The sequence below is a fragment of the Streptomyces sp. BBFR102 genome, from assembly GCF_051397025.1.
GTDB lineage: Bacteria > Actinomycetota > Actinomycetes > Streptomycetales > Streptomycetaceae > Streptomyces.
Genome location: NZ_CP195757.1, coordinates 4487998 through 4506418 on the forward strand (window position 1 = coordinate 4487998; position 18421 = coordinate 4506418).

The 18421-nt window shown below is 73.3% G+C and carries 13 protein-coding genes; 9 read left to right on the forward strand and 4 right to left on the reverse strand.

All coding sequences use genetic code 11. From position 1 onward, the window contains the following. The first annotated feature begins 182 nt into the window (after positions 1 to 182). From ACSLIC_RS20020 to ACSLIC_RS20050, 7 genes are all read left to right on the forward strand, one after another. Positions 183 to 2348, forward strand: a complete 2166-nt coding sequence (locus ACSLIC_RS20020) for a putative bifunctional diguanylate cyclase/phosphodiesterase (RefSeq protein ID WP_436739093.1) — start codon at positions 183 to 185, stop codon at positions 2346 to 2348. A 467-nt stretch (positions 2349 to 2815) separates the two neighbouring features. Beyond that, the gene (gene gatC, locus ACSLIC_RS20025) at positions 2816 to 3112 is read left to right on the forward strand and encodes an Asp-tRNA(Asn)/Glu-tRNA(Gln) amidotransferase subunit GatC (RefSeq protein ID WP_003951011.1); all 297 of its coding nucleotides are present in this window, start codon (positions 2816 to 2818) and stop codon (positions 3110 to 3112) included. A 5-nt stretch (positions 3113 to 3117) separates the two neighbouring features. Further along, positions 3118 to 4614: an Asp-tRNA(Asn)/Glu-tRNA(Gln) amidotransferase subunit GatA gene (gene gatA, locus ACSLIC_RS20030; protein WP_436739094.1), complete on the forward strand. Its 1497-nt coding sequence runs from the start codon at positions 3118 to 3120 to the stop codon at positions 4612 to 4614. Next, on the forward strand, positions 4611 to 4850 hold the full coding sequence (locus ACSLIC_RS20035; RefSeq protein ID WP_023416869.1) for a hypothetical protein: 240 nt from the start codon (positions 4611 to 4613) through the stop codon (positions 4848 to 4850). Before gatA ends, ACSLIC_RS20035 begins: the two co-directional genes overlap by 4 nt. A 17-nt stretch (positions 4851 to 4867) precedes the next feature. Then, positions 4868 to 6376 carry an Asp-tRNA(Asn)/Glu-tRNA(Gln) amidotransferase subunit GatB gene (gatB, locus tag ACSLIC_RS20040; protein ID WP_436739095.1) on the forward strand — a complete coding sequence of 503 codons (1509 nt, stop codon included), beginning with the start codon at positions 4868 to 4870 and terminating at the stop codon, positions 6374 to 6376. A 308-nt stretch (positions 6377 to 6684) separates the two neighbouring features. Then, positions 6685 to 8949: an MMPL family transporter gene (locus tag ACSLIC_RS20045; RefSeq protein WP_436739096.1), complete on the forward strand. Its 2265-nt coding sequence runs from the start codon at positions 6685 to 6687 to the stop codon at positions 8947 to 8949. A 35-nt stretch (positions 8950 to 8984) separates the two neighbouring features. Then, the gene (locus ACSLIC_RS20050; RefSeq protein ID WP_436739097.1) at positions 8985 to 9578 is read left to right on the forward strand and encodes a hypothetical protein; all 594 of its coding nucleotides are present in this window, start codon (positions 8985 to 8987) and stop codon (positions 9576 to 9578) included. Between the two features lie 437 nt (positions 9579 to 10015). Here ACSLIC_RS20050 and ACSLIC_RS20055 read toward each other — a convergent pair whose 3' ends face one another. The 4 genes from ACSLIC_RS20055 to ACSLIC_RS20070 form a co-directional block, all read right to left on the reverse strand. Then, positions 10016 to 11179: a hypothetical protein gene (locus tag ACSLIC_RS20055; protein WP_436739098.1), complete on the reverse strand. Its 1164-nt coding sequence runs from the start codon at positions 11177 to 11179 to the stop codon at positions 10016 to 10018. Positions 11180 to 11229: 50 nt separating this feature from the next. After that, on the reverse strand, positions 11230 to 11406 hold the full coding sequence (locus tag ACSLIC_RS20060) for a DUF6191 domain-containing protein (protein WP_436739099.1): 177 nt from the start codon (positions 11404 to 11406) through the stop codon (positions 11230 to 11232). 45 nt (positions 11407 to 11451) lie between these two features. Then, a complete protein-coding gene (locus tag ACSLIC_RS20065; protein WP_436740425.1) occupies positions 11452 to 12579 on the reverse strand; it encodes a PQQ-dependent sugar dehydrogenase in 1128 nt (375 codons plus the stop codon). 279 nt (positions 12580 to 12858) lie between these two features. Beyond that, positions 12859 to 13866, reverse strand: a complete 1008-nt coding sequence (locus ACSLIC_RS20070; protein ID WP_436739100.1) for an aldo/keto reductase — start codon at positions 13864 to 13866, stop codon at positions 12859 to 12861. Between the two features lie 82 nt (positions 13867 to 13948). Here ACSLIC_RS20070 and ACSLIC_RS20075 point away from each other — a divergent pair, with 82 nt between their 5' ends. Both ACSLIC_RS20075 and ACSLIC_RS20080 read left to right on the forward strand, forming a co-directional pair. Next, positions 13949 to 14899 (forward strand): 2-hydroxyacid dehydrogenase, encoded by a 951-nt coding sequence (locus tag ACSLIC_RS20075; RefSeq protein ID WP_436739101.1) that lies wholly within the window; start codon positions 13949 to 13951, stop codon positions 14897 to 14899. Positions 14900 to 15345: 446 nt separating this feature from the next. Then, entirely contained in the window at positions 15346 to 18381 is a 3036-nt protein-coding gene (locus ACSLIC_RS20080; protein WP_436739102.1) for a putative bifunctional diguanylate cyclase/phosphodiesterase, read from the forward strand. Positions 18382 to 18421: the final 40 nt, after the last annotated feature.

Here is an 18421-nt window from a genome sequence, read left to right on the forward strand (position 1 = left end):
GCCAGGTCTCATTCGGGCAACCGTCCCCGACCGGTGCCCGTGGAGGCCCTGAGCGGCCTACTGTTGGGGGACGCGCCTCGCGGTGCCCGGCCGGCTCACGGGGCCGGCCGGGCACCCGGGCGGTGACAGAGATGGCCGTCGGCCCCGCACCCGCGGCACGTGTCGGCCCGGAGAGGGACGGAATGGAACCGACCGAGAGCGCCGCACCGGCCTCATGGCCGCGTCTGCGCCGCACCAGCGCCGCGCGCACCGGCCCGGGTCGGGCCCCGCACGCCCCCCGCACCGAAGGCGTCTCCCCGCTGCTCCCCACCGCCGTCATCGCGATCGCCGCCGCCCTCCTCGCCACCGGCATCGGCCGCGCCGTCGCCACCGGCCATGCCCTCTTCCCGGCGGGTGCCGCCGGCTGGGCGCTCGCCGTCCTCACCGGCATCGTCGTCGGCCACCTCGTCGCCCTCGGCCGCGACCGCTGGTGGGGCGGGACCGGCTCCGGCGCCGCCCTGACCCTCGCCGTCCTGCTGCTCTACGGCTGGGTGCCGGCCGGCCTGGTCAGCATCACCGTCGTCGTCCTCGTCGGCGCCGCCCGCCGGCACCGCTGGCGCCAGGGCCTGCTGCACGGCGCCGTCGACATCCTCGGCATCGCCGCCGCCGCCCTGCTGCTGACCCTCACCGGCGTCACCCCCAGCGTCGACACCCCCTGGGACCCGCGGAGCTGGACCCTCGCGACCGGCACCGGCGTCCTCTTCGCCGCCGCCGGATACCTGCTGATGACCCGCCTGCTGCTGTGGCTGGTCCACACCCCGAACCCGGGCACCCTGCCCACCGTCACCCGCACCGCCCTCATCCGGCAGAGCCTCGTCGGCGTCGCCCTGCTCGGCATCGCCCCGCTGATCTGCGCGGTCGCCGTCACCCTGCCGGTGCTGCTGCCGCTCTTCTCCATCCCCCTGATCGCCCTCGACTCCACGCTGTGGATCGCCCGCGCCCGCGCGGAGGAGCAACTGCGCGACCCCCTCACCGGCCTGCCCAACCGCCAGTGGCTGCTGGAACGGATCTGGACCGCCCTCGACGAGGCCGAGCAGGCCGGGACCCGTTCCGCGCTGCTCCTCATCGACCTCGACCGGTTCCGCTCGGTCAACGACACCCTCGGCCACCTCGCCGGCGACCGGCTCCTGTTGCAGATAGCGGAACGGCTGCGGCCCGCCCTGCCGCGTGGCGCCGAGGCGGCCCGGCTCGGCGGCGACGAGTTCGCCGTCCTGCTGCCCGTGGCCGATTCCACCACCGCCGCCCAGCGCGTCGCCCGCCGCCTCGTCGCCGAACTCGGCTCCCCGCTCGACCTGGACGGCCTCACCCTCGTCCTGGAGGCCAGCGCGGGCGTCGCCGTCTACCCGGACCACGCGCAGGACGCCGAGGGCCTCCTGCGCCGCGCCGACGTCGCGATGTACCAGGCCAAGCGGGACCGCACCGGCGTCGAGGTGTACGAGTCCAAGCGGGACTCCAACACCCCCGACCGCCTCGGCCTCCTCGGCGACCTGCGCCGCGCGCTGGACGCGTCCGAGGTCGAGCTGCACTACCAGCCGAAGGTCCGCTTCGACGGCCACGTCGCCGGGCTGGAGGCGCTGGTGCGCTGGGTCCACCCGGAGCGCGGCCGGGTCCCCCCGGACGAGTTCATCGCCATCGCCGAGTCCTCCGGGCTGATGCCGCACCTCACCGAGTACGTCCTGGAGACGGCCCTCGGCCAGGTCGCCCGCTGGCGCGCCCAGGGACTCAACGTCCCCGTCGCGGTCAACGTCTCCCCGCGCGACGTCCACAGCCCGGGCTTCGCCGGCGCCGTCGCGGCCCGGCTCGCCCGGCACGGGGTCCCGGCCGGGGCGCTCCAGCTGGAGATAACGGAACACGTGCTGCTGGAGGACCCGCAGCGGGCCGCCGACACCCTCGCCGGGCTGACCGGGCACGGCGTGAAGATGTCCCTGGACGACTTCGGCACCGGCTACTCCTCCCTGGTCCACCTGCGGCGGCTGCCGGTCAGCGAGCTGAAGATCGACCGCAGCTTCGTCGCCCGCCTCGCCGTCGACGCCGAGGACGCGGAGATCGTCCGGTGCACCGTCGACCTCGCCCACTCGCTGGGGCTGCTCGTCGTCGCCGAGGGCGTCGAGGACGACGAGACCTGGGAGCGGCTGCGCGACCTGGGATGCGACGCGGTGCAAGGGTGGCTGGTGGCTGCCGCCATGCCTGCCGATGAGACCACTGCCTGGTTGCGGGCCCGGGGGGCACGGGGGTGGCGGCGGCCCGCCGAGATCGCCGCTGAGGCGGCGGAGGCTGGGCGGGCTGTGCGGTCCGGGCCTCCGCAGTAACGTTCGCCCGTTCCCCGGGGCGGTGGGCGGGTGCGGGCTGCCTGGCCGGTCGCCGGTGGCCTCAAGCGTCGGCCGGGCTGGTTTGTGGCTGGGCGTCGGCCTGACTCCGCCGGCTTCGACTCTGTCGGTCGTTGGTCGCCTCAAGCGCCGGCCGGGCTGATTCCTGGCTGGGCTTCGGCTCGAATCTGCCGGCTTCGGCTTTGCCGAGTCGCCGGTGGCCTCAAGTGCCCGGTCGGGCCTTCTTGGGCCGGGCCGGTTTCGGCCGGGCTTGCTCCGGGCTCCGTACGGCTGTGCCGGTTGTCGTCCGTGCCGGTCCAGGAGGGGCTCGAACGGCGGCCGGGGCGTCTTCGGCCAGGCCGTTCCGGGGTCACCCGGCTGGTGGATCGTGGGAGCGTTTCGCCGGGGGGTGGGGCGGCCCCATAGGATTGGGTCCGCACACCCACCACTCTCACCCTGAGGATCGCCGCATGCCTGGCATCACGCGCGAGGAGGTCGCTCACCTCGCTCGGCTGGCGCGTCTGGAGCTGAAGGCCGAAGAGCTCGAACACTTCGCCGGACAGCTCGACGACATTCTCGGCGCGGTCGCCCGCGTCTCCGAAGTCGCCGGACAAGACGTACCGCCGACCTCCCACCCGCTGCCGATGACGAACGTCATGCGGGCGGACGAGGTCCGTCCCTCGCTCACCCCGGAGCAGGCGCTCTCCGGCGCGCCCGCCCAGGAGCAGCAGCGTTTCAAGGTGCCGCAGATCCTCGGGGAGGACTGACCGCCATGTCGGACAGCATCATCAAGCTCACCGCCGCCGAGACGGCCGCGAAGATCGCCTCCGGTGACCTCACCGCCGTCGAGGTCACCGAGGCCCACCTGGCCCGGATCGAGGCCGTCGACGAGAAGGTCCACGCCTTCCTGCACGTCGACCGCGAGGGCGCCCTCGCCCAGGCACGCGCCGTCGACGCACGGCGCGCGGCCGGCGAGAAGCTCGGCCCGCTCGCCGGCGTCCCGCTGGCGCTGAAGGACATCTTCACCACCGAGGGCGTTCCGACCACGGTCGGCTCCAAGCTCCTCGAAGGCTGGATTCCGCCCTACGACGCCACCGTCACCAGGCGCCTCAAGGACGCCGGCGTGGTGATCCTCGGCAAGACCAACATGGACGAGTTCGCCATGGGGTCCTCCACCGAGAACAGCGCCTACGGCCCGACCGGCAACCCGTGGGACCTCACCCGCGTCCCCGGCGGCTCCGGCGGCGGTTCCTCCGCCGCGCTCGCCGCCTACGAGGCACCCCTGGCCATCGGCACGGACACCGGCGGCTCCATCCGCCAGCCCGCCGCCGTCACCGGCACCGTCGGCGTCAAGCCGACCTACGGCGGCGTCTCCCGCTACGGCATGGTCGCCTTCTCCAGCTCCCTCGACCAGGGCGGGCCCTGCGCCCGCACCGTGCTCGACGCGGCGCTGCTGCACGAGGCCATCGCCGGGTACGACCCGCTCGACTCGACCTCCATCGACGCTCCCGTCCCGCCGGTCGTCGAGGCCGCCCGGAACGGCTCGGTCGCCGGGATGCGCGTCGGCGTGGTCAAGCAGTTCCGCGGCGAGGGCTACCAGGCCGGTGTGGTGCAGCGCTTCGACGAGTCGGTCGAGCTGCTCCGCAAGCTCGGCGCGACCGTCGTCGAGCTGGACTGCCCCTCCTTCGACCTGGCGCTCTCCGCGTACTACCTGATCGCGCCCTCCGAGTGCTCCTCGAACCTCGCCCGGTTCGACGCGATGCGCTACGGCCTCAGGGTCGGCGACGACGGGACGCGTTCGGCCGAAGAGGTCACCGCCATCACCCGTGAGGAGGGCTTCGGCGACGAGGTCAAGCGCCGCGTCATCCTCGGCACGTACGCGCTCAGCTCCGGCTACTACGACGCGTACTACGGCTCCGCGCAGAAGGTCCGCACGCTCATCACGCGTGACTTCGAGCGGGCCTTCGAGGAGGTCGACGTGATCGTCTCGCCGACCACCCCGACGACCGCCTTCCCCCTCGGGGAGCGGGCCGACGACCCGATGGCGATGTACCTCGCCGACCTCTGCACCATCCCCACCAACCTGGCCGGGAACGCCGCGATGTCGCTGCCCTGCGGCCTCGCCCCGGAGGACGGCCTGCCGGTGGGGCTCCAGATCATCGCCCCCGCCATGAAGGACGACCGGCTCTACAAGGTCGGGGCAGCCGTCGAGGCCGCCTTCGTGGAACAGTGGGGTCATCCGCTGCTGGAGGAGGCTCCGTCCCTGTGAGTGCACTGTCCAAGGCCAAGGGTTTCAAGAAGTCCAAGGCCGGTACGTACCTGTCCATCGGCACCACCGCCTTCGGCGCCCTGAGCGTCTACAAGCAGATGAAGGCCGCCCGCCACGATCACGACACGCTGAGCCTGGTCGACGCGGTCGCGACCGCGGCCGGGATCGTCACCGGCGTCGCCCTGCTCGTACGTGAGCTCAAGCGCCTCGGCGACGACGACGTCCTGCTGGGCTGAGAGGGAAAAGTTTCACCGTGACTGTCACTGACCTGGTGCCGTACGACGACGCGCTCGCGGCGTACGACCCCGTCATGGGCCTGGAGGTCCATGTCGAGCTCGGCACCAAGACCAAGATGTTCTGCGGCTGCTCCACGGAGCTGGGCGCGGACGCCAACTCGCAGACCTGCCCCACCTGCCTCGGCCTGCCCGGCTCCCTGCCGGTCGTCAACGCCGTCGGCGTGGAGTCGGCCGTCAAGATCGGCCTGGCGCTCCACTGCGAGATCGCCGAATGGTGCCGCTTCGCCCGGAAGAACTACTTCTATCCGGACATGCCGAAGAACTTCCAGACCTCCCAGTACGACGAGCCCATCGCTTTCGACGGCTACCTCGACGTGCAACTGGAGGACGGCGAGGTCTTCCGGGTGCAGATCGAGCGCGCCCACATGGAGGAGGACACCGGCAAGTCGACCCATGTCGGCGGCGCCACCGGCCGTATCCACGGCGCGTCCCACTCCCTGCTCGACTACAACCGCGCGGGCATCCCGCTCATCGAGATCGTCACCAAGCCCATCGAGGGCGCGGGCGAGCGGGCCCCCGAGGTCGCCAAGGCGTACGTCGCCGAGCTGCGCGAACTGATCAAGGCGCTCGGCGTCTCCGAGGCCCGCATGGAGATGGGCCAGATGCGGTGCGACGTCAACCTCTCGCTGCGCCCCAAGGGCCAGCAGGAGTTCGGCACCCGCTCGGAGACGAAGAACGTCAACTCGCTCCGCTCCGTCGAGCGCGCCGCCCGCTTCGAGATCCAGCGGCACGCCGCGGTCCTCTCCGCCGGCGGCACCATCGTCCAGGAGACCCGGCACTTCCACGAGGAGGACGGCTCCACCACGGCCGGCCGCATCAAGGACAACGCCGAGGACTACCGCTACTTCCCCGAGCCGGACCTGGTGCCGGTCGCCCCGCCGCGCGAGTGGGTCGAGGAACTGCGCGCCACCCTGCCCGAACCGCCCCGCGTGCGCCGCAACCGGCTCCGCGAGGAGTGGGGCGTCTCCGAGCACGACATGCAGTCGATCCTCAACGCCGGGGCGATCGACCCGATCGTCGCCACCATCGAGGCGGGTGCCGACGCCTCCGCCGCGCGTAAGTGGTGGATGGGCGAGCTGGCCCGCAACGCCAACGAGACCGGCCGTCCCCTGGAGGGCCTGCCGATCACCCCGGCACAGGTCGCCCGGGTCGCCGAGCTGGTCAAGGGCGGCGACCTCAACGACAAGCTGGCCCGCCAGGTCATCGAGGGCGTCCTCGCGGGCGAGGGCGACCCGGACACCGTCGTGGAGAAGCGCGGCCTGAAGGTCGTCTCCGACGAGGGCGCGCTCACCACCGCCGTCGAGGAGGCCATCGCCGGCAACCCGGCCATCGCGGACAAGATCCGCGGTGGCAAGGTCGCCGCCGCCGGCGCCCTGGTCGGCGCCGTCATGAAGGCGACGCGCGGCCAGGCCGACGCCGCCCGCGTGAAGGAGCTGATCCTCACGCAGCTCGGCGTCGAGGGCTGACGCCGCCGCGCAGGCACGCCCGAGGGGCGCCCGTACCCATGCGGTTCGGGCGCCCCTCGGCGCGTTCCGGCGGTGCGCCCGACGAGGTCCGGCCGGGCGCGGAGGGCGCGGAGAGTGCGGCGCCCGGAACGGCCCGTCACAGGGCGGCGAAAGGGGCTGTGACGATGCGCACGAAAGGGGCAAACGATCTTTTTCGCCTGCGAGAGTGAAACCACTGCTCACGCTTCCTCGCGGGCCGTACCCACCCGGGCATCCCCTTGCCCGACGGCTCCCCGGTGAAGCACAACCCCCCCCGAGGGAGCACGTCCGTGGCCGCACTCGCCCGCTGGTGCATGCACCACCGCCTCCTGGCCGTTCTGCTCTGGCTGCTCGTCCTCGGCGGTGCGGGTACCGCCGCCGGGCTCGCCGGACCGGCCTACACCAACGACTACGCGGCCGGCGGCACCGAGGCCGGCGCCGCCACCACCCTCATCGAGCACGGCTTCCCCGGCCTCGCCGGTGACAGCGACACCCTCGTCTGGCACGCCCCCGGCAGCTCGGTGCACGCCGCCGACGTCGAACAGACCATGACCCACACCCTGGACCGCATCGCCGGCCTGCCCGGCGTCGCCTCCGTCGCCGGACCGTACACCGACGCGGGCACCGGCCCCGGCGGCGGTGTCAGCGAGGACGGCCGCACCGCCTACGCGGCCGTCACCTTCGCCGCACAGACCAGCGACATCGAGCCCGCCCAGGCCCAGGCCGTGGTGGACGCCGCGCACGCCGCCGACGGCGACGGACTCCAGGTCGAGGTGGGCGGCCCGGCCGTCGCCCTCACCGAGGCCCCCGCGCTGCACACCGCCGAACTCATCGGCGTGGCCGTCGCCGCCGTCGTCCTCTTCCTCGCCTTCGGCTCTCTCGCCGCCTCCCTGCTGCCGATCGCCACCGCCCTGGTCAGCGTCGGCATCGCCTATGCCGGGATCGTGCTGCTGGGCCACGTCATGACCGTCGCCGACTTCGCCCCCATGCTCGGCATGCTGATCGGCCTCGGTGTCGGCATCGACTACGCCCTGTTCATCGTCACCCGGCACCGCACCGGACTGAAACAGGGCCTCACCCACCGAGCCGCTGCCGAGCGAGCCGTCGCCACCACCGGGCGGGCCGTCGTCTTCGCCGGCGCCACCGTCTGCATCGCCCTCCTCGGCATGCTCATCCTGCGCCTGGAGTTCCTCAACGGCGTCGCCATCGCCGCCTCCCTGACCGTGCTGCTGACGGTCGCCGCCTCCCTCACCCTGCTGCCCGCCCTCCTCGCGTACATCGGACCGCGCGCCCTCAGCCGCCGCGAACGACGCAAGCTGGCAGCCGACGGGCCGCTGGCGGAGCAGCCCACCGGGTTCGCCGCCCGCTGGTCCCGCTTCGTTGAACACCACCCCAGACTCCTCGGCGTCCTCGCCACGGTCTTCATGGCCGTCCTCGCACTGCCCATGCTCACTCTCCACCTCGGCACCTCCGACCAGGGCAACAACCCGGCCACCAGCACCACCCGCCAGGCGTACGACCTGCTCGCCGACGAGTTCGGGCCCGGCGTCAACGGCCCCCTGACCCTCGTCACCGAGGTCGACGGCGCCCAGGACCGGCTCGCCCTCGACGGCCTGGCCCAGACCTTGAGGCAGACCGACGGCATCGCCGACGTCACCCCCGTCGCCCTCAACGACACCTCCGACACCGCCCTGCTCACCGTCGTCCCCACCTCCTCACCCCAGTCCGAGGAGACCAGCGCCCTCGTCGACCGGCTCCGCACCGACGTCCTGCCCCGCGCCGAGACGAGCACCGGACTCGACCTCAAGGTCGGCGGCGTGACCGCCGCCTACGACGACTTCGCCGACCTGATCGTCGGCAAACTGCCGCTCTTCATCGGCGTCGTCATCAGCCTCGGCTTCGTCCTGCTGCTGCTCGCCTTCCGCTCGGTCGGCATCCCGCTCAAGGCCGCGCTGATGAACGTGATGGCCGTCGCCGGCGCCTTCGGCGTGATCGTGGCGGTCTTCCAGTGGGGCTGGGGGAGCGAACTCCTCGGCCTCGGCAGCTCGGGACCGATCGAGCCGTTCCTCCCCGTGATCATGGTCTCGGTGCTCTTCGGGCTCTCCATGGACTACCAGGTCTTCCTGGTCAGCCGCATGCACGAGGAATGGCTGGCCACCGGCGACAACACCCGGGCCGTGCGCGTCGGCCTCGCCGAGACCGGCCGGGTCATCAACTCGGCCGCCGTCATCATGATCTCCGTCTTCCTCGCCTTCGTGCTCAGCGGCGACCGGCTCATCGCCATGTTCGGCATCGCGCTGGCCGTCGCCGTCGCCCTGGACGCCTTCGTCCTCCGTACGCTGCTGGTCCCCGCCCTCATGCACCTGCTGGGCCGCGCCAACTGGTGGCTGCCGGGCTGGCTGGACCGCCTCCTGCCCCGCATCAGCATCGAAGGGCCGCCCGGGCACCGGGCCGCGGACCCGGCGGTCCTCCCCGCACCCCGCACCCCGGACGGGGAACCGGCCGCCGAACCCGACCCGGAGCGGGCCGCCACCGGACCGGCCGTCCTCCGTTAAGCGGACTCTCAGACTCCATCCGTACCGTGCCCGACATGGATACCAAGACGGCTGACGGCAAGCGCCCGGCGACCGGAGCGGAGGACGAGCAGCAGGAGACCCCCGAGGCCACGCCCGGCAAGCCCCACGGCGAGGAGACCACCGGCGAGGAGAAGCGGCAGGACGGGACGCAGACGCCCGAGGCAGTGGACGAGGACGGTACGGACGACGCGGAGGAGGCCGACGCCGCCGCGCCCCCCACCGGCATCGCCGCCGGAGCGGCAGCCATCGTCTCCGTCGTCCTCGGCGTCGTCTCGCTGACCGGTGGCTGGCTCGGCACCATCGCCTCCGCCCGCGCCTCCCTCATCGGCCAGCTGGAGACCTCCTCCGGCGCCGGCGTCGCCGACCAGGTCCAGGCCATCTACGGAGACTCCTGGGAGGCCGCCGCCCTCGTCGCCGGCGCGTTCGCCGCGGTCGGGCTCCTCGTCGGCCTCGGCGCGGTGCTCCGCGTCGCCTACTGGCCCGCCCGGACCGGCCCCGCCTGGGTCCGCTCCGCCGCCTGGGCGGGCGTCGTCGTCGGCCTCGTCGGCGTACTCCTGGCCCTGTCCAAGTACACCGGGCTGCTCCTCGGACTGCCGTCGGCCGGCTGAACCCCGCACGCTCCACCCGCCCCGTCCCGCCGGCGCGGGGCGGGGCGACGGCGTTCCCCGGGCCACCGGTCGACAGCCTCTAAGGCGCTGTGGCCCGCGACCTGAGGTGCGACGGCCACCGAACCCGACGACTCCACCGCCGACGAGGTCTTCACCCGCTCCGAGGGCAACGCCTTCTTCGTCGAGGAACTCACCGTCGCCGCCCGCTCCGGCTGCCGCACCGGCCTCACCGACTCCCTGCGCGACCTCCTCCTCGTCCGCGGCGAAGCCCTCCCCGAACGCAGCCAGCACCTCGTCCGGATCGCCGCCGGAGGCGGACCCGCCACGGAGTACGCCCTGCTCGCCGCCGTCGCCCGGCTCCCCGAGACCGAACTGCTCGACGCGCTGAGGGCCGCCGTCCGCGCCCACATCCTGCTCCCCAGCGAGGACGGCGACGGCTACCGCTTCCGCCACGCCCTCGTCCGCGAAGCCGTCACCGACGACCTGCTGCCCGGCGCGAACGCACCCGCATCGGCCGCCAGTTCGCCGAAGCGCTGGCCGCCGACCCCACGCTGGTCGCCCCCGACGCGCACGCCACCCGGCTCGCCGGATACCGGTACCGCGCCCATGACGCCGCCGAAGCACCGCCCGCCGTGCTGCACGCCGCCGCCGAGGCCCGCCGCCGACACGCCTACGCCGAACAGTTCACCCTGCTCGAACGCGTCATGGAACTCTGGGACGGCGTACCCGAGGAGATCCGCTCCGCCCTGCGCAGCGCCGACCACGCCGAGGGCTACCCGCACCTGACGGCCCGCCGGGGCCCGGCACCGGCGAAGGCCCCGACGCGCCGCTGCGCTACCTCCACCTGATGGCCGACGCCACCGTCGCGGGACGCCTCTGCGGCCCGCGTGAACGCGCCTGCAAGATCGCCAAGAAGGCGCGTCCGGATGCTCGGCGAACCCACGAGCACCGAGCAGAGCTGGGACGAACCACTCTTCGCCGCCTGGTTCTGGGTACAGCGCTCCCGCGTCGCCGAGAGCGTCGGCCAGGGCGGCGGCTGGCAGGAACTCCACACCGCCCAGGAACTCCTCCGCGGACTGCCGCCCACCGAGATGCACGCCGAGGTGCTCTCCTGCGTCGCCTCCTGGCGGATGCTCCACCGCCCAGGACCCGAGGCGTACGCCGCCGCCGAACACGCCATCCAGTACGCGCACATGGCCGACGCCGCCGCCGACGTCGTACTCGCCGCCCGAGGCACCCTCGCCGGACCGCGCGTCGACTCCGGCGACATCGACACCGGCCTCGCCGAACTCCGCGAAGTCCTCGCCGACGCCCTGCACCGCGAACGCCCCCACCAGGTAGGCCGCTGCCACGTCAACCTCCCCCTCCCACCTGGAGGACATCGGCCGCTCCGCCGAGGCGGCCGCCCTCATCGAGCAGGGCCTGGAGGGGAGCCACCGGTACGGCCTCCTCTTCACCACCACCCTCATCCACGCCGACCACGCCGAGTCGCTGGCCTCCCTCGGCCGCTGGGACGAGGCCCTGCTCAGCGCCGACGCCGCCGCCGGACTCACCGGACAGACCAAGTCCGCCGGCATGGCCGCCCACACACGAACCGTCATCGCGCCCGCCCGCCCAGCCCCACCCCCACCCCACCCAACGCCCCCGCCCGTCACTCCCCCCGTCGCCGCTCCGTCACCCGAATCACCACATGCCCCGAAGCAAGGTCGATCGGGCCCTTGCCGGGGTCAGCGGTGTCGGCGTCGACCCTGGTCAGTTCCAGGCGCTTCTTCTCCTCGGCGGTGTGGCGCCGTCCGGGGGCGAAGAGCTGCTCGATGAGGTTGAACACATGACCACCTCCATGACGCGGGCCGCTGGTGCGGCTGGTCCACGGTCAGCGCACGCGCACCTCCAGGATCCGGTCGTCGCCCTTCTCCGGGGAACCCCTGCCGTCCGTCTCGTTGGTCACCAGCCACAGAGTGTCGCCACCCGCGGAGACGACGGTGCGCAGTCGGCCGTACTCGCCTTTCAGGAACGCTTGGGGCTCGGCCGACGGCTTGGCACCGGAGAGCGGGATGCGCCAGAGCCGCTCGCCGCGCAGTCCGGCCATCCACACCGACCCCTCGGCGACCGCGATGCCGCTCGGTGAGGCGTCGGCTGTGTGCCACTGCTCCACGGGGTCGCGGAAGTCACCGTCCCCGTCGCCCTTGCCCTCGCCCTCTACGTCCGGCCAGCCGTAGTTGCCGTCCTTCACGATGTGGTTCAGCTCGTCCCAGGTGTCCTGGCCGAACTCCGACGCCCACAGCCGGCGGTCCTCGTCCCAGGCCAGGCCCTGGACGTTGCGGTGGCCGTAGGACCAGACGACCGAGTCCTGGCCGGGGTTGCCCTTGGCCGGCTCGCCCTCGGGCGTCATCCGCAGGATCTTGCCGCCGAGGGACTCCTTGTCCTGGGCGAGGCCCTTGTCGCCCGTCTCACCGGTGCCGACGTAGAGCATCTTGTCGGGGCCGAAGGCGATCCGGCCGCCGTTGTGGGTGAAGCCCTTGGGGATGCCCTTGAAGATCGTGCTCGGCGCGGAGAGCCGTTCGCCGGCAGGTTTCCCCGGGTCGTACCGCATGCTGGCGACGCGGTTGTCCGAGGCGGTGGTGAAGTAGGCGTACACCAGATGGTCCGTGGCGTAGTCGGGGGAGAGGGCCAGGCCGAGCAGGCCGCCCTCGCCCTCGGCGTCGACTCCCGGTACCGAACCGGCCTCGCTGACCTTCCCGGAATCGCCGTCGACCTGGACGATCTCGCCCTCGTCGCGGGAGGCCACCAGGAGGTTCCCGTCGGGCAGCGGGGCCAGACCCCACGGGGACTTCAGGCCGGTCGCCACGGTGCGGACCACGTCCACCGAGCCCTTGTCGGGCGGCGCGTCGGAGGCCGGCGACGGTGATCCCGAACCGGACGGACTGGCCGCTCCCGGGGAGGAGGGCCCGCTCTCAGGCTCGGTGGGGCCAAAGGAGCAGCCCGCAGCCAGGACAGCCATCGTCACCGCCGCCGTGACGGCCCCCAGCGGCCGGCGGCGCCCGGACGGCCTGCCCGGTGGTGCCGGGCGGGGCGGGGTGATGCGGTGGCCGGGCGGAGTGGTCGGCATTTCGGTCCCTTCACGACGGTGATGGTTGGTTCCTAACCCGCCGCTCCCGGGAGAATGCGCGGAAGGCCCAGATCAGCGGCCAACTGCGACGTCCTGCACCCGGTTTCTCAGCCTTCCGGGGCACAGGAGGACGTCAAGCTCCCGCACCGCGGCGTCCGGCCGGGCAGAGTTTCAGTCCCACGACCCCAGCGCCGGCGGCAGCCCGTCGATCTCCGCGAGGTCCCGGGCGGTCAGCCGGAGCCCGGCGGCCGCCGCGTTCTCCTCGACCCAGCGGGCCTGCTTCGTCCCGGGCACCGGCACGACCAGCGGCGACCGCTCCAGCACCCACGCCAGCGCCACCTGCGCCGGAGTCGCGCCGTGCCGCTCACCGACCCGCCGCAACCCGGCCACCAGCGGCTGGTTGGAGGCCATCATCTCTGCGGTGAACCGGGGGTGACGGGCCCGCAGGTCCTGGGGCTCGAACCCCTCCCCGGGGCGGAGTGTGCCACTGAGGAAACCGTTCCCCAGCGGCATCGCCGCCATCAGGCCCACGCCGCGCGCGGTGCACCACGGCAGCAGCGTGGCCAGCGCTTCCCGCGACCACACCGACAACTCGGCCTGGACGGCGCTCACCGGGAACACCTGCTGGACCCGCTCCAGCTGGCGAATCGTTCCCGCGTACAGCGCCTCGCCGTCCAGCCGCCCGCCGCCGCGGCGCCCGCCCCGCGCACCGACCGCGCACAGCCCGAGCGCGCGCACCTTGCCCGCGGCGACCAGCTCCGCCATCGCGCCCCAGGTCTCCTCCACCGGCACCTCGGGGTCGGCACGGTGCAGCTGGTACAGGTCGATCACGTCCGTCTGGAGCCGCCGCAGCGAGGCGTCGCAGGCCCGCTTCACGTATCCGGGGCGGCCGTTGGCCACGATGTGCTGGTCGCCGACGAGCAGACCGCACTTGGTCGACACGAACGCCTCCCGGCGCCGCCCCCGCAACACCCGGCCGAGCAGCAGCTCGTTGGTGAAGGGGCCGTACATGTCGGCCGTGTCCAGCAGCGAGACCCCGGCGTCCAGCGCCGTGTTGAGCGCTCGCAGCGACTCCTCGCCCCGCTGCCGCGAGGCGGCGTACGCCCAGCTCATCGGCATGCATCCGAGCCCCACCGCCCCGACTTCGAGCGCCGTCGCGCCGATCGTCCTGCGCTCCACCTGGCCTGACCCTCCCGCTGCGCCTCCGAGCGACCCCAACGTAACCTCTGGCCCTCCGAGCGCTTCGCATAGCCTCCTGACCATGACTACCGATGTGTGGCTCCCGTTCGTCCCCGAGGAGATCCCGGGCCTGCCGTCCGCAGCCGACCACGGCCTGACCTACCGCTTCTGGGACGGTGGCGAGAGCTTCCCCGCCGACCCCGCCGACTGCGCTTTCTACGTCGTCCCCTATCTCAAGGGCGCGGACACCGCCGTGCGCCCCCTGGCCGGGATGGCGCGGGCCGAGGTCGTGCAGACCCTCTCCGCAGGCGTCGACCACGTCCAGGCCGGAATGGGGGCGCTCCATCCCGGCGTGCGCCTGTGCAACGCGCGCGGCGTCCACGAGGCGAGCACCGCCGAGCTGACCCTCGCCCTGATACTGGCCTCGTTGCGCGGCATCCCCCGCTTCGTCGAGGGCCAGCGCCAGGAGGAGTGGCGCTCCGGCTTCTACCCCGCGCTCGCCGACAAGACCGTCCTGATCGTCGGCTACGGCTCGATCGGCTCGGCCATCGAGGACCGGCTCGCGCCCTTCGAGTGCGCGCGGGTGCTGCGCGTCGCGCGCTCCGCCCGTGACACGGAGCGCGGGCCCGTGCATCCGCTTGCCGAACTGCCCGCTCTGCTGCCCGAGGCGGACGTGGTGGTGCTCTCCACGCCGTTGACCGAGGCCACCAGGGGGCTGGCCGACGCCGAGTTCCTCGCCCGTATGCGGGACGGCGCCCTCCTGGTCAACGTCGCGCGGGGCCCCGTCGCCGACACCAAGGCGCTCCTCGCCGAGGTGGAGAGCGGCCGGCTGACCGCGGCCCTGGACGTGACCGACCCCGAACCGCTGCCCGCGGGCCACCCGCTGTGGCACGCTCCGGGAGTACTCATCAGCCCCCACGTGGGCGGCTCGACATCCGCCTTCCTGCCACGGGCCAAGCGGCTGCTGGCGCGTCAGCTGACCCGCTGGACGGCGGGCGAGCCGCTCGACAACGTGGTGCACACGACGGCCTGAACCCCGCGCGGAACCTGGTGTTCCGTGCACCGTGCCGCCGCGTGGCAGAGTTGCCACTGGCACGTGCGGGCGGGACGGAGCCCCTTGCCCGGGGGGTGCGCCTTGCCGGGCAAGGGCTCCCGAGAGCCCTGAACGGCCACGCTCCGCAGCGATTCGGGCGCTACGGGTGGTCAACAGCCACGTTCGGTCACTGTATGTAGGTGACCCCTGTCCCTGCGTGACCATCCTGGTGTATCGTCGCGGCAGGGGTGGCGCCAGGACGACAGGCGCCAGGGGAGAGAAAGCCAAGAACCGCGAGGGGGGCGACGGATGCTGTACGGCCCAGACACCCATGATCCGACGCGACACCGGACCGCCCGGTCCCACGGGCGCCGCCGAGGCGGCCGGCCCCGCCTGCCGGAGCTCCTGCCCGCCGGTCGCTCCGCGCTCCGCCGGGGAGCCCCCCGGTGACCGGCCCCGGGGCCATGCCCACCGCGCCGCCCGCCCGGACGGAGGCCACCGGCCCGGAGGCCACCCGCGGCCCGGTCGGCTCAGGAGCCCTCGGCCAGCTCCTCCTCGCCCTCGTCTGCGGTGGGTACGCCGTCGGCGCCGTCCTAGGCTGGGGGTCGCCCCGGCTCTCCATGGCCATGGGGGACTTCGGCCTGAGCATCGCCGCCGGTGCCGCCGCCGTCTCCTGCTTCCTCTACGCCCGCACCCGCGGCAGCCGCTTCCGCCCCGCCTGGGTCCTCTTCGGGATCTCCTCCGCCATGGCCTCCCTGGGGAACGCCGCCTGGGGCTGGTACGAGGTGGTCCTCGACACCGCGGTCCCGAGCCCCGGCGTCGCCGACCTCTTCTTCCTCTGCTTCGCGCCGCCCGCCGTCGTCGGCCTGCTCGTCCTGGCCAAGCGGCCGGTCACCCGCGCCGGCTGGGTCTGCCTCGCCCTCGACTCCTGGCTCATCGGCGGCTCCCTGCTGACGCTCGCCTGGTCGCTGGCGCTGGCCCACACCGCCGACATCGAGGGCGGCAGCGTCTCGTACGCCGCGCTCAACCTCGCCTATCCGCTGCTCGACATCGCGCTCGTCAGCATGATCCTGGCGCTCCACTTCCGGCGCTCCTCGGCCGGGCGCTCAGCGCTCAACACCGCCATCGGCGCCCTCGCCCTGACGGTGCTGTGCGACGCCCTGTTCACCTCACCGCTCCTGCACAACAGCTACCGCTCCGGCCAGATCCTCGACGCCGGATGGTTCGCCGGGTCGCTCCTGCTCGCCTACGCCCCCTGGGTCGGCCGCCACCGCGAGAGCGAGCGCGGCGCCCCCGAGGCGCCCCCGATCCAGGACGCCCGGCCCGGCGCCGTCCGCCCCGCCGACTCCCCGGCGGCCCCCGGGCACGACCGCACCAGCCCGATCACCGGCTCGCTCGCCGCCCTCACGCCCTACCTCGCGGCCGCCGTCTGCACCCTCGGCATCCTGTCCAACGTGGTCAACGGCCGCAGCGTCGACCGCGTCGTCCTGGTCACCGCCTGCACCGTCGTCCTCGCGCTCGTCGTGCGGCAGGGCATCATGCTCATCGACAACATCACCCTCACCCGCGAACTCGCCCACCAGGAGAACCACTTCCGTTCCCTGGTGCAGGGCTCCAGCGACGTCATCATGATCGCCGACCCCAGCGGCACCCTGCGCTACGTCAGCCCCGCCGCCTCGGGGGTCTACGGCCGGGACGCCTCCGAGCTGGAGGACACCGAGCTCTCCGCCCACATCCACCCCGGCGACCTCGGCCGCGTGGTCCACGAGGTCCGCCGCTTCCTCGCCGCCGACCCGGCGGTCGAGCCCACCACTCGCATCGAATGCCGCTTCCAGTCCGGCCGAGGCACCTGGCTCAACGTCGAATCCACCGTCAACCGCCACCAGGGCGGCCTCATCTTCAACAGCCGCGACGTCACCGAACGCGTCCGCCTCCAGGCGCAGTTACAGCACAGCGCCGAGCACGACCCGCTCACCGACCTGCCCAACCGGGCCCTGTTCACCCGCCGCGTCAGCCAGGCCCTCACCGGCCGCCGCAGCGGAGACCGCGGTGCCGCCGTCCTCTTCATCGACCTGGACGGGTTCAAGGCGGTCAACGACACGATCGGCCACCAGGCCGGCGACGAACTCCTCGTCCAGGCCGCCCGCCGCCTCGACGAGGCCGTCCGTGCCGGAGACACCGCCGCCCGCCTCGGCGGCGACGAGTTCGCCGCCCTCATCCTCGGCGACACCGGCGACGACCGCACCGCCCGTGAAGGCCACCTCCAGGAGCTCGCCGACCGCCTCCGCAAACGCCTCTCCGAGCCCTACGCCATCGACGGCAACGATGTCCGCGTCGCCGCCAGCATCGGCGTCGCCTTCGCCGAGCCCGGCCAGAACGCCGGAGAACTCCTGCGCAACGCCGACCTCGCCATGTACCGCGCCAAGGCCGCCGGCAAGGACCGGGTCGTGCTCTACGCCCCGCAGATGCAGGCCGACGTCGTCCGCAAGGCCGAACTGGCGGCCCGGCTCCGCTCCGCGCTGAACGCCGGCGAGTTCGCCCTGCTCCACCAGCCCGTCGTCGACCTCGCCACCGGCAAGGTCGCCGCCGTCGCCGCGCAGGCCCGCTGGCGCTCCGGCCAGGGCATACTCTTCACCCCGGCCGAGTTCCTCCGCGTCGCGGACAACGGTGACCGGGCCGCCGAGCTCGGCCGTTGGACCCTGGAGCAGGCCATCGCCCAGGCCGCCGAGCGCCACCGCTCCGGCCACGCCGCACCCGTCGTCGTCCGCCTCGGTGCCCGCCGCCTGCTCGACCGGGCGGCACCCCCCTATGCCGTCGAGGCGCTGCTGACCCGCTACGGGCTGCCCTCCGGCGGTCTCGTCCTGGAACTGGCCGACAGTGACAGCGGCATCCCGCAGGATGCCCTGGAGCAGCGCCTCACCGCGTTGCGCCGACTCGGCGTCCGCATCGCCCTGGACGGCTTCGGCGGCGGCCACGCGGCGGCCGACGCCCTGCGACGGCTCCCGGTCGACATACTCAAACTCGACCGGAGCCTGGTCGAGGGCGTCGTCGAGTCGGCCCGCCAGCACAAGATCACCGCCGGCGTCCTGCGGATCGCCGCGGACCTCGGTCTCCAGAGCGTCGCCGAGGGCGTCGACCGGCCCGAGCAGGTAGTGGCGCTGCGGGCGATGGGCTGCACCCACGCCCAGGGCATGGCCTTCGCGGGGCACCTGGACGAGTACCGCCTGCGCCGCTCCCTCACCCACGGTCCCTACGCGCTCCCCACGGGGCCGGTCGTACCCGCCCCGCAGCCGCCGCACGCGGCACTCGTCCCGGCGGCTCCGGTCGGCCCCGGGAGCGAGCCGCAGGGGTCCGGAAGCGGTGCGAGCCTGGTCACACGGCGCGGTGCCCAGGCCGTGATCGCCCAGGCGGCAGGGGCGGGGGTGCCGCGCGGTACCCGCCCCGTCGGCCCACATCATGAGACTCCTGTCCCACCTACTTGACAGTCACCACGCGACGGGGAGAGGGTCAGTGCCATGCGCA

Bases quoted from the DNA above. Each gene is read 5' to 3' on its own strand.
- ACSLIC_RS20020 (WP_436739093.1), top strand. From the start codon at position 183: ATGGAACCGACCGAGAGCGCCGCACCGGCCTCATGGCCGCGTCTGCGC.
- gatC (WP_003951011.1), top strand. From the start codon at position 2,816: ATGCCTGGCATCACGCGCGAGGAGGTCGCTCACCTCGCTCGGCTGGCG.
- gatA (WP_436739094.1), top strand. From the start codon at position 3,118: ATGTCGGACAGCATCATCAAGCTCACCGCCGCCGAGACGGCCGCGAAG.
- ACSLIC_RS20050 (WP_436739097.1), top strand. From the start codon at position 8,985: ATGGATACCAAGACGGCTGACGGCAAGCGCCCGGCGACCGGAGCGGAG.
- ACSLIC_RS20055 (WP_436739098.1), bottom strand. From the start codon at position 11,179: ATGACGGTTCGTGTGTGGGCGGCCATGCCGGCGGACTTGGTCTGTCCG.
- ACSLIC_RS20065 (WP_436740425.1), bottom strand. From the start codon at position 12,579: ATGGCTGTCCTGGCTGCGGGCTGCTCCTTTGGCCCCACCGAGCCTGAG.
- ACSLIC_RS20075 (WP_436739101.1), top strand. From the start codon at position 13,949: ATGACTACCGATGTGTGGCTCCCGTTCGTCCCCGAGGAGATCCCGGGC.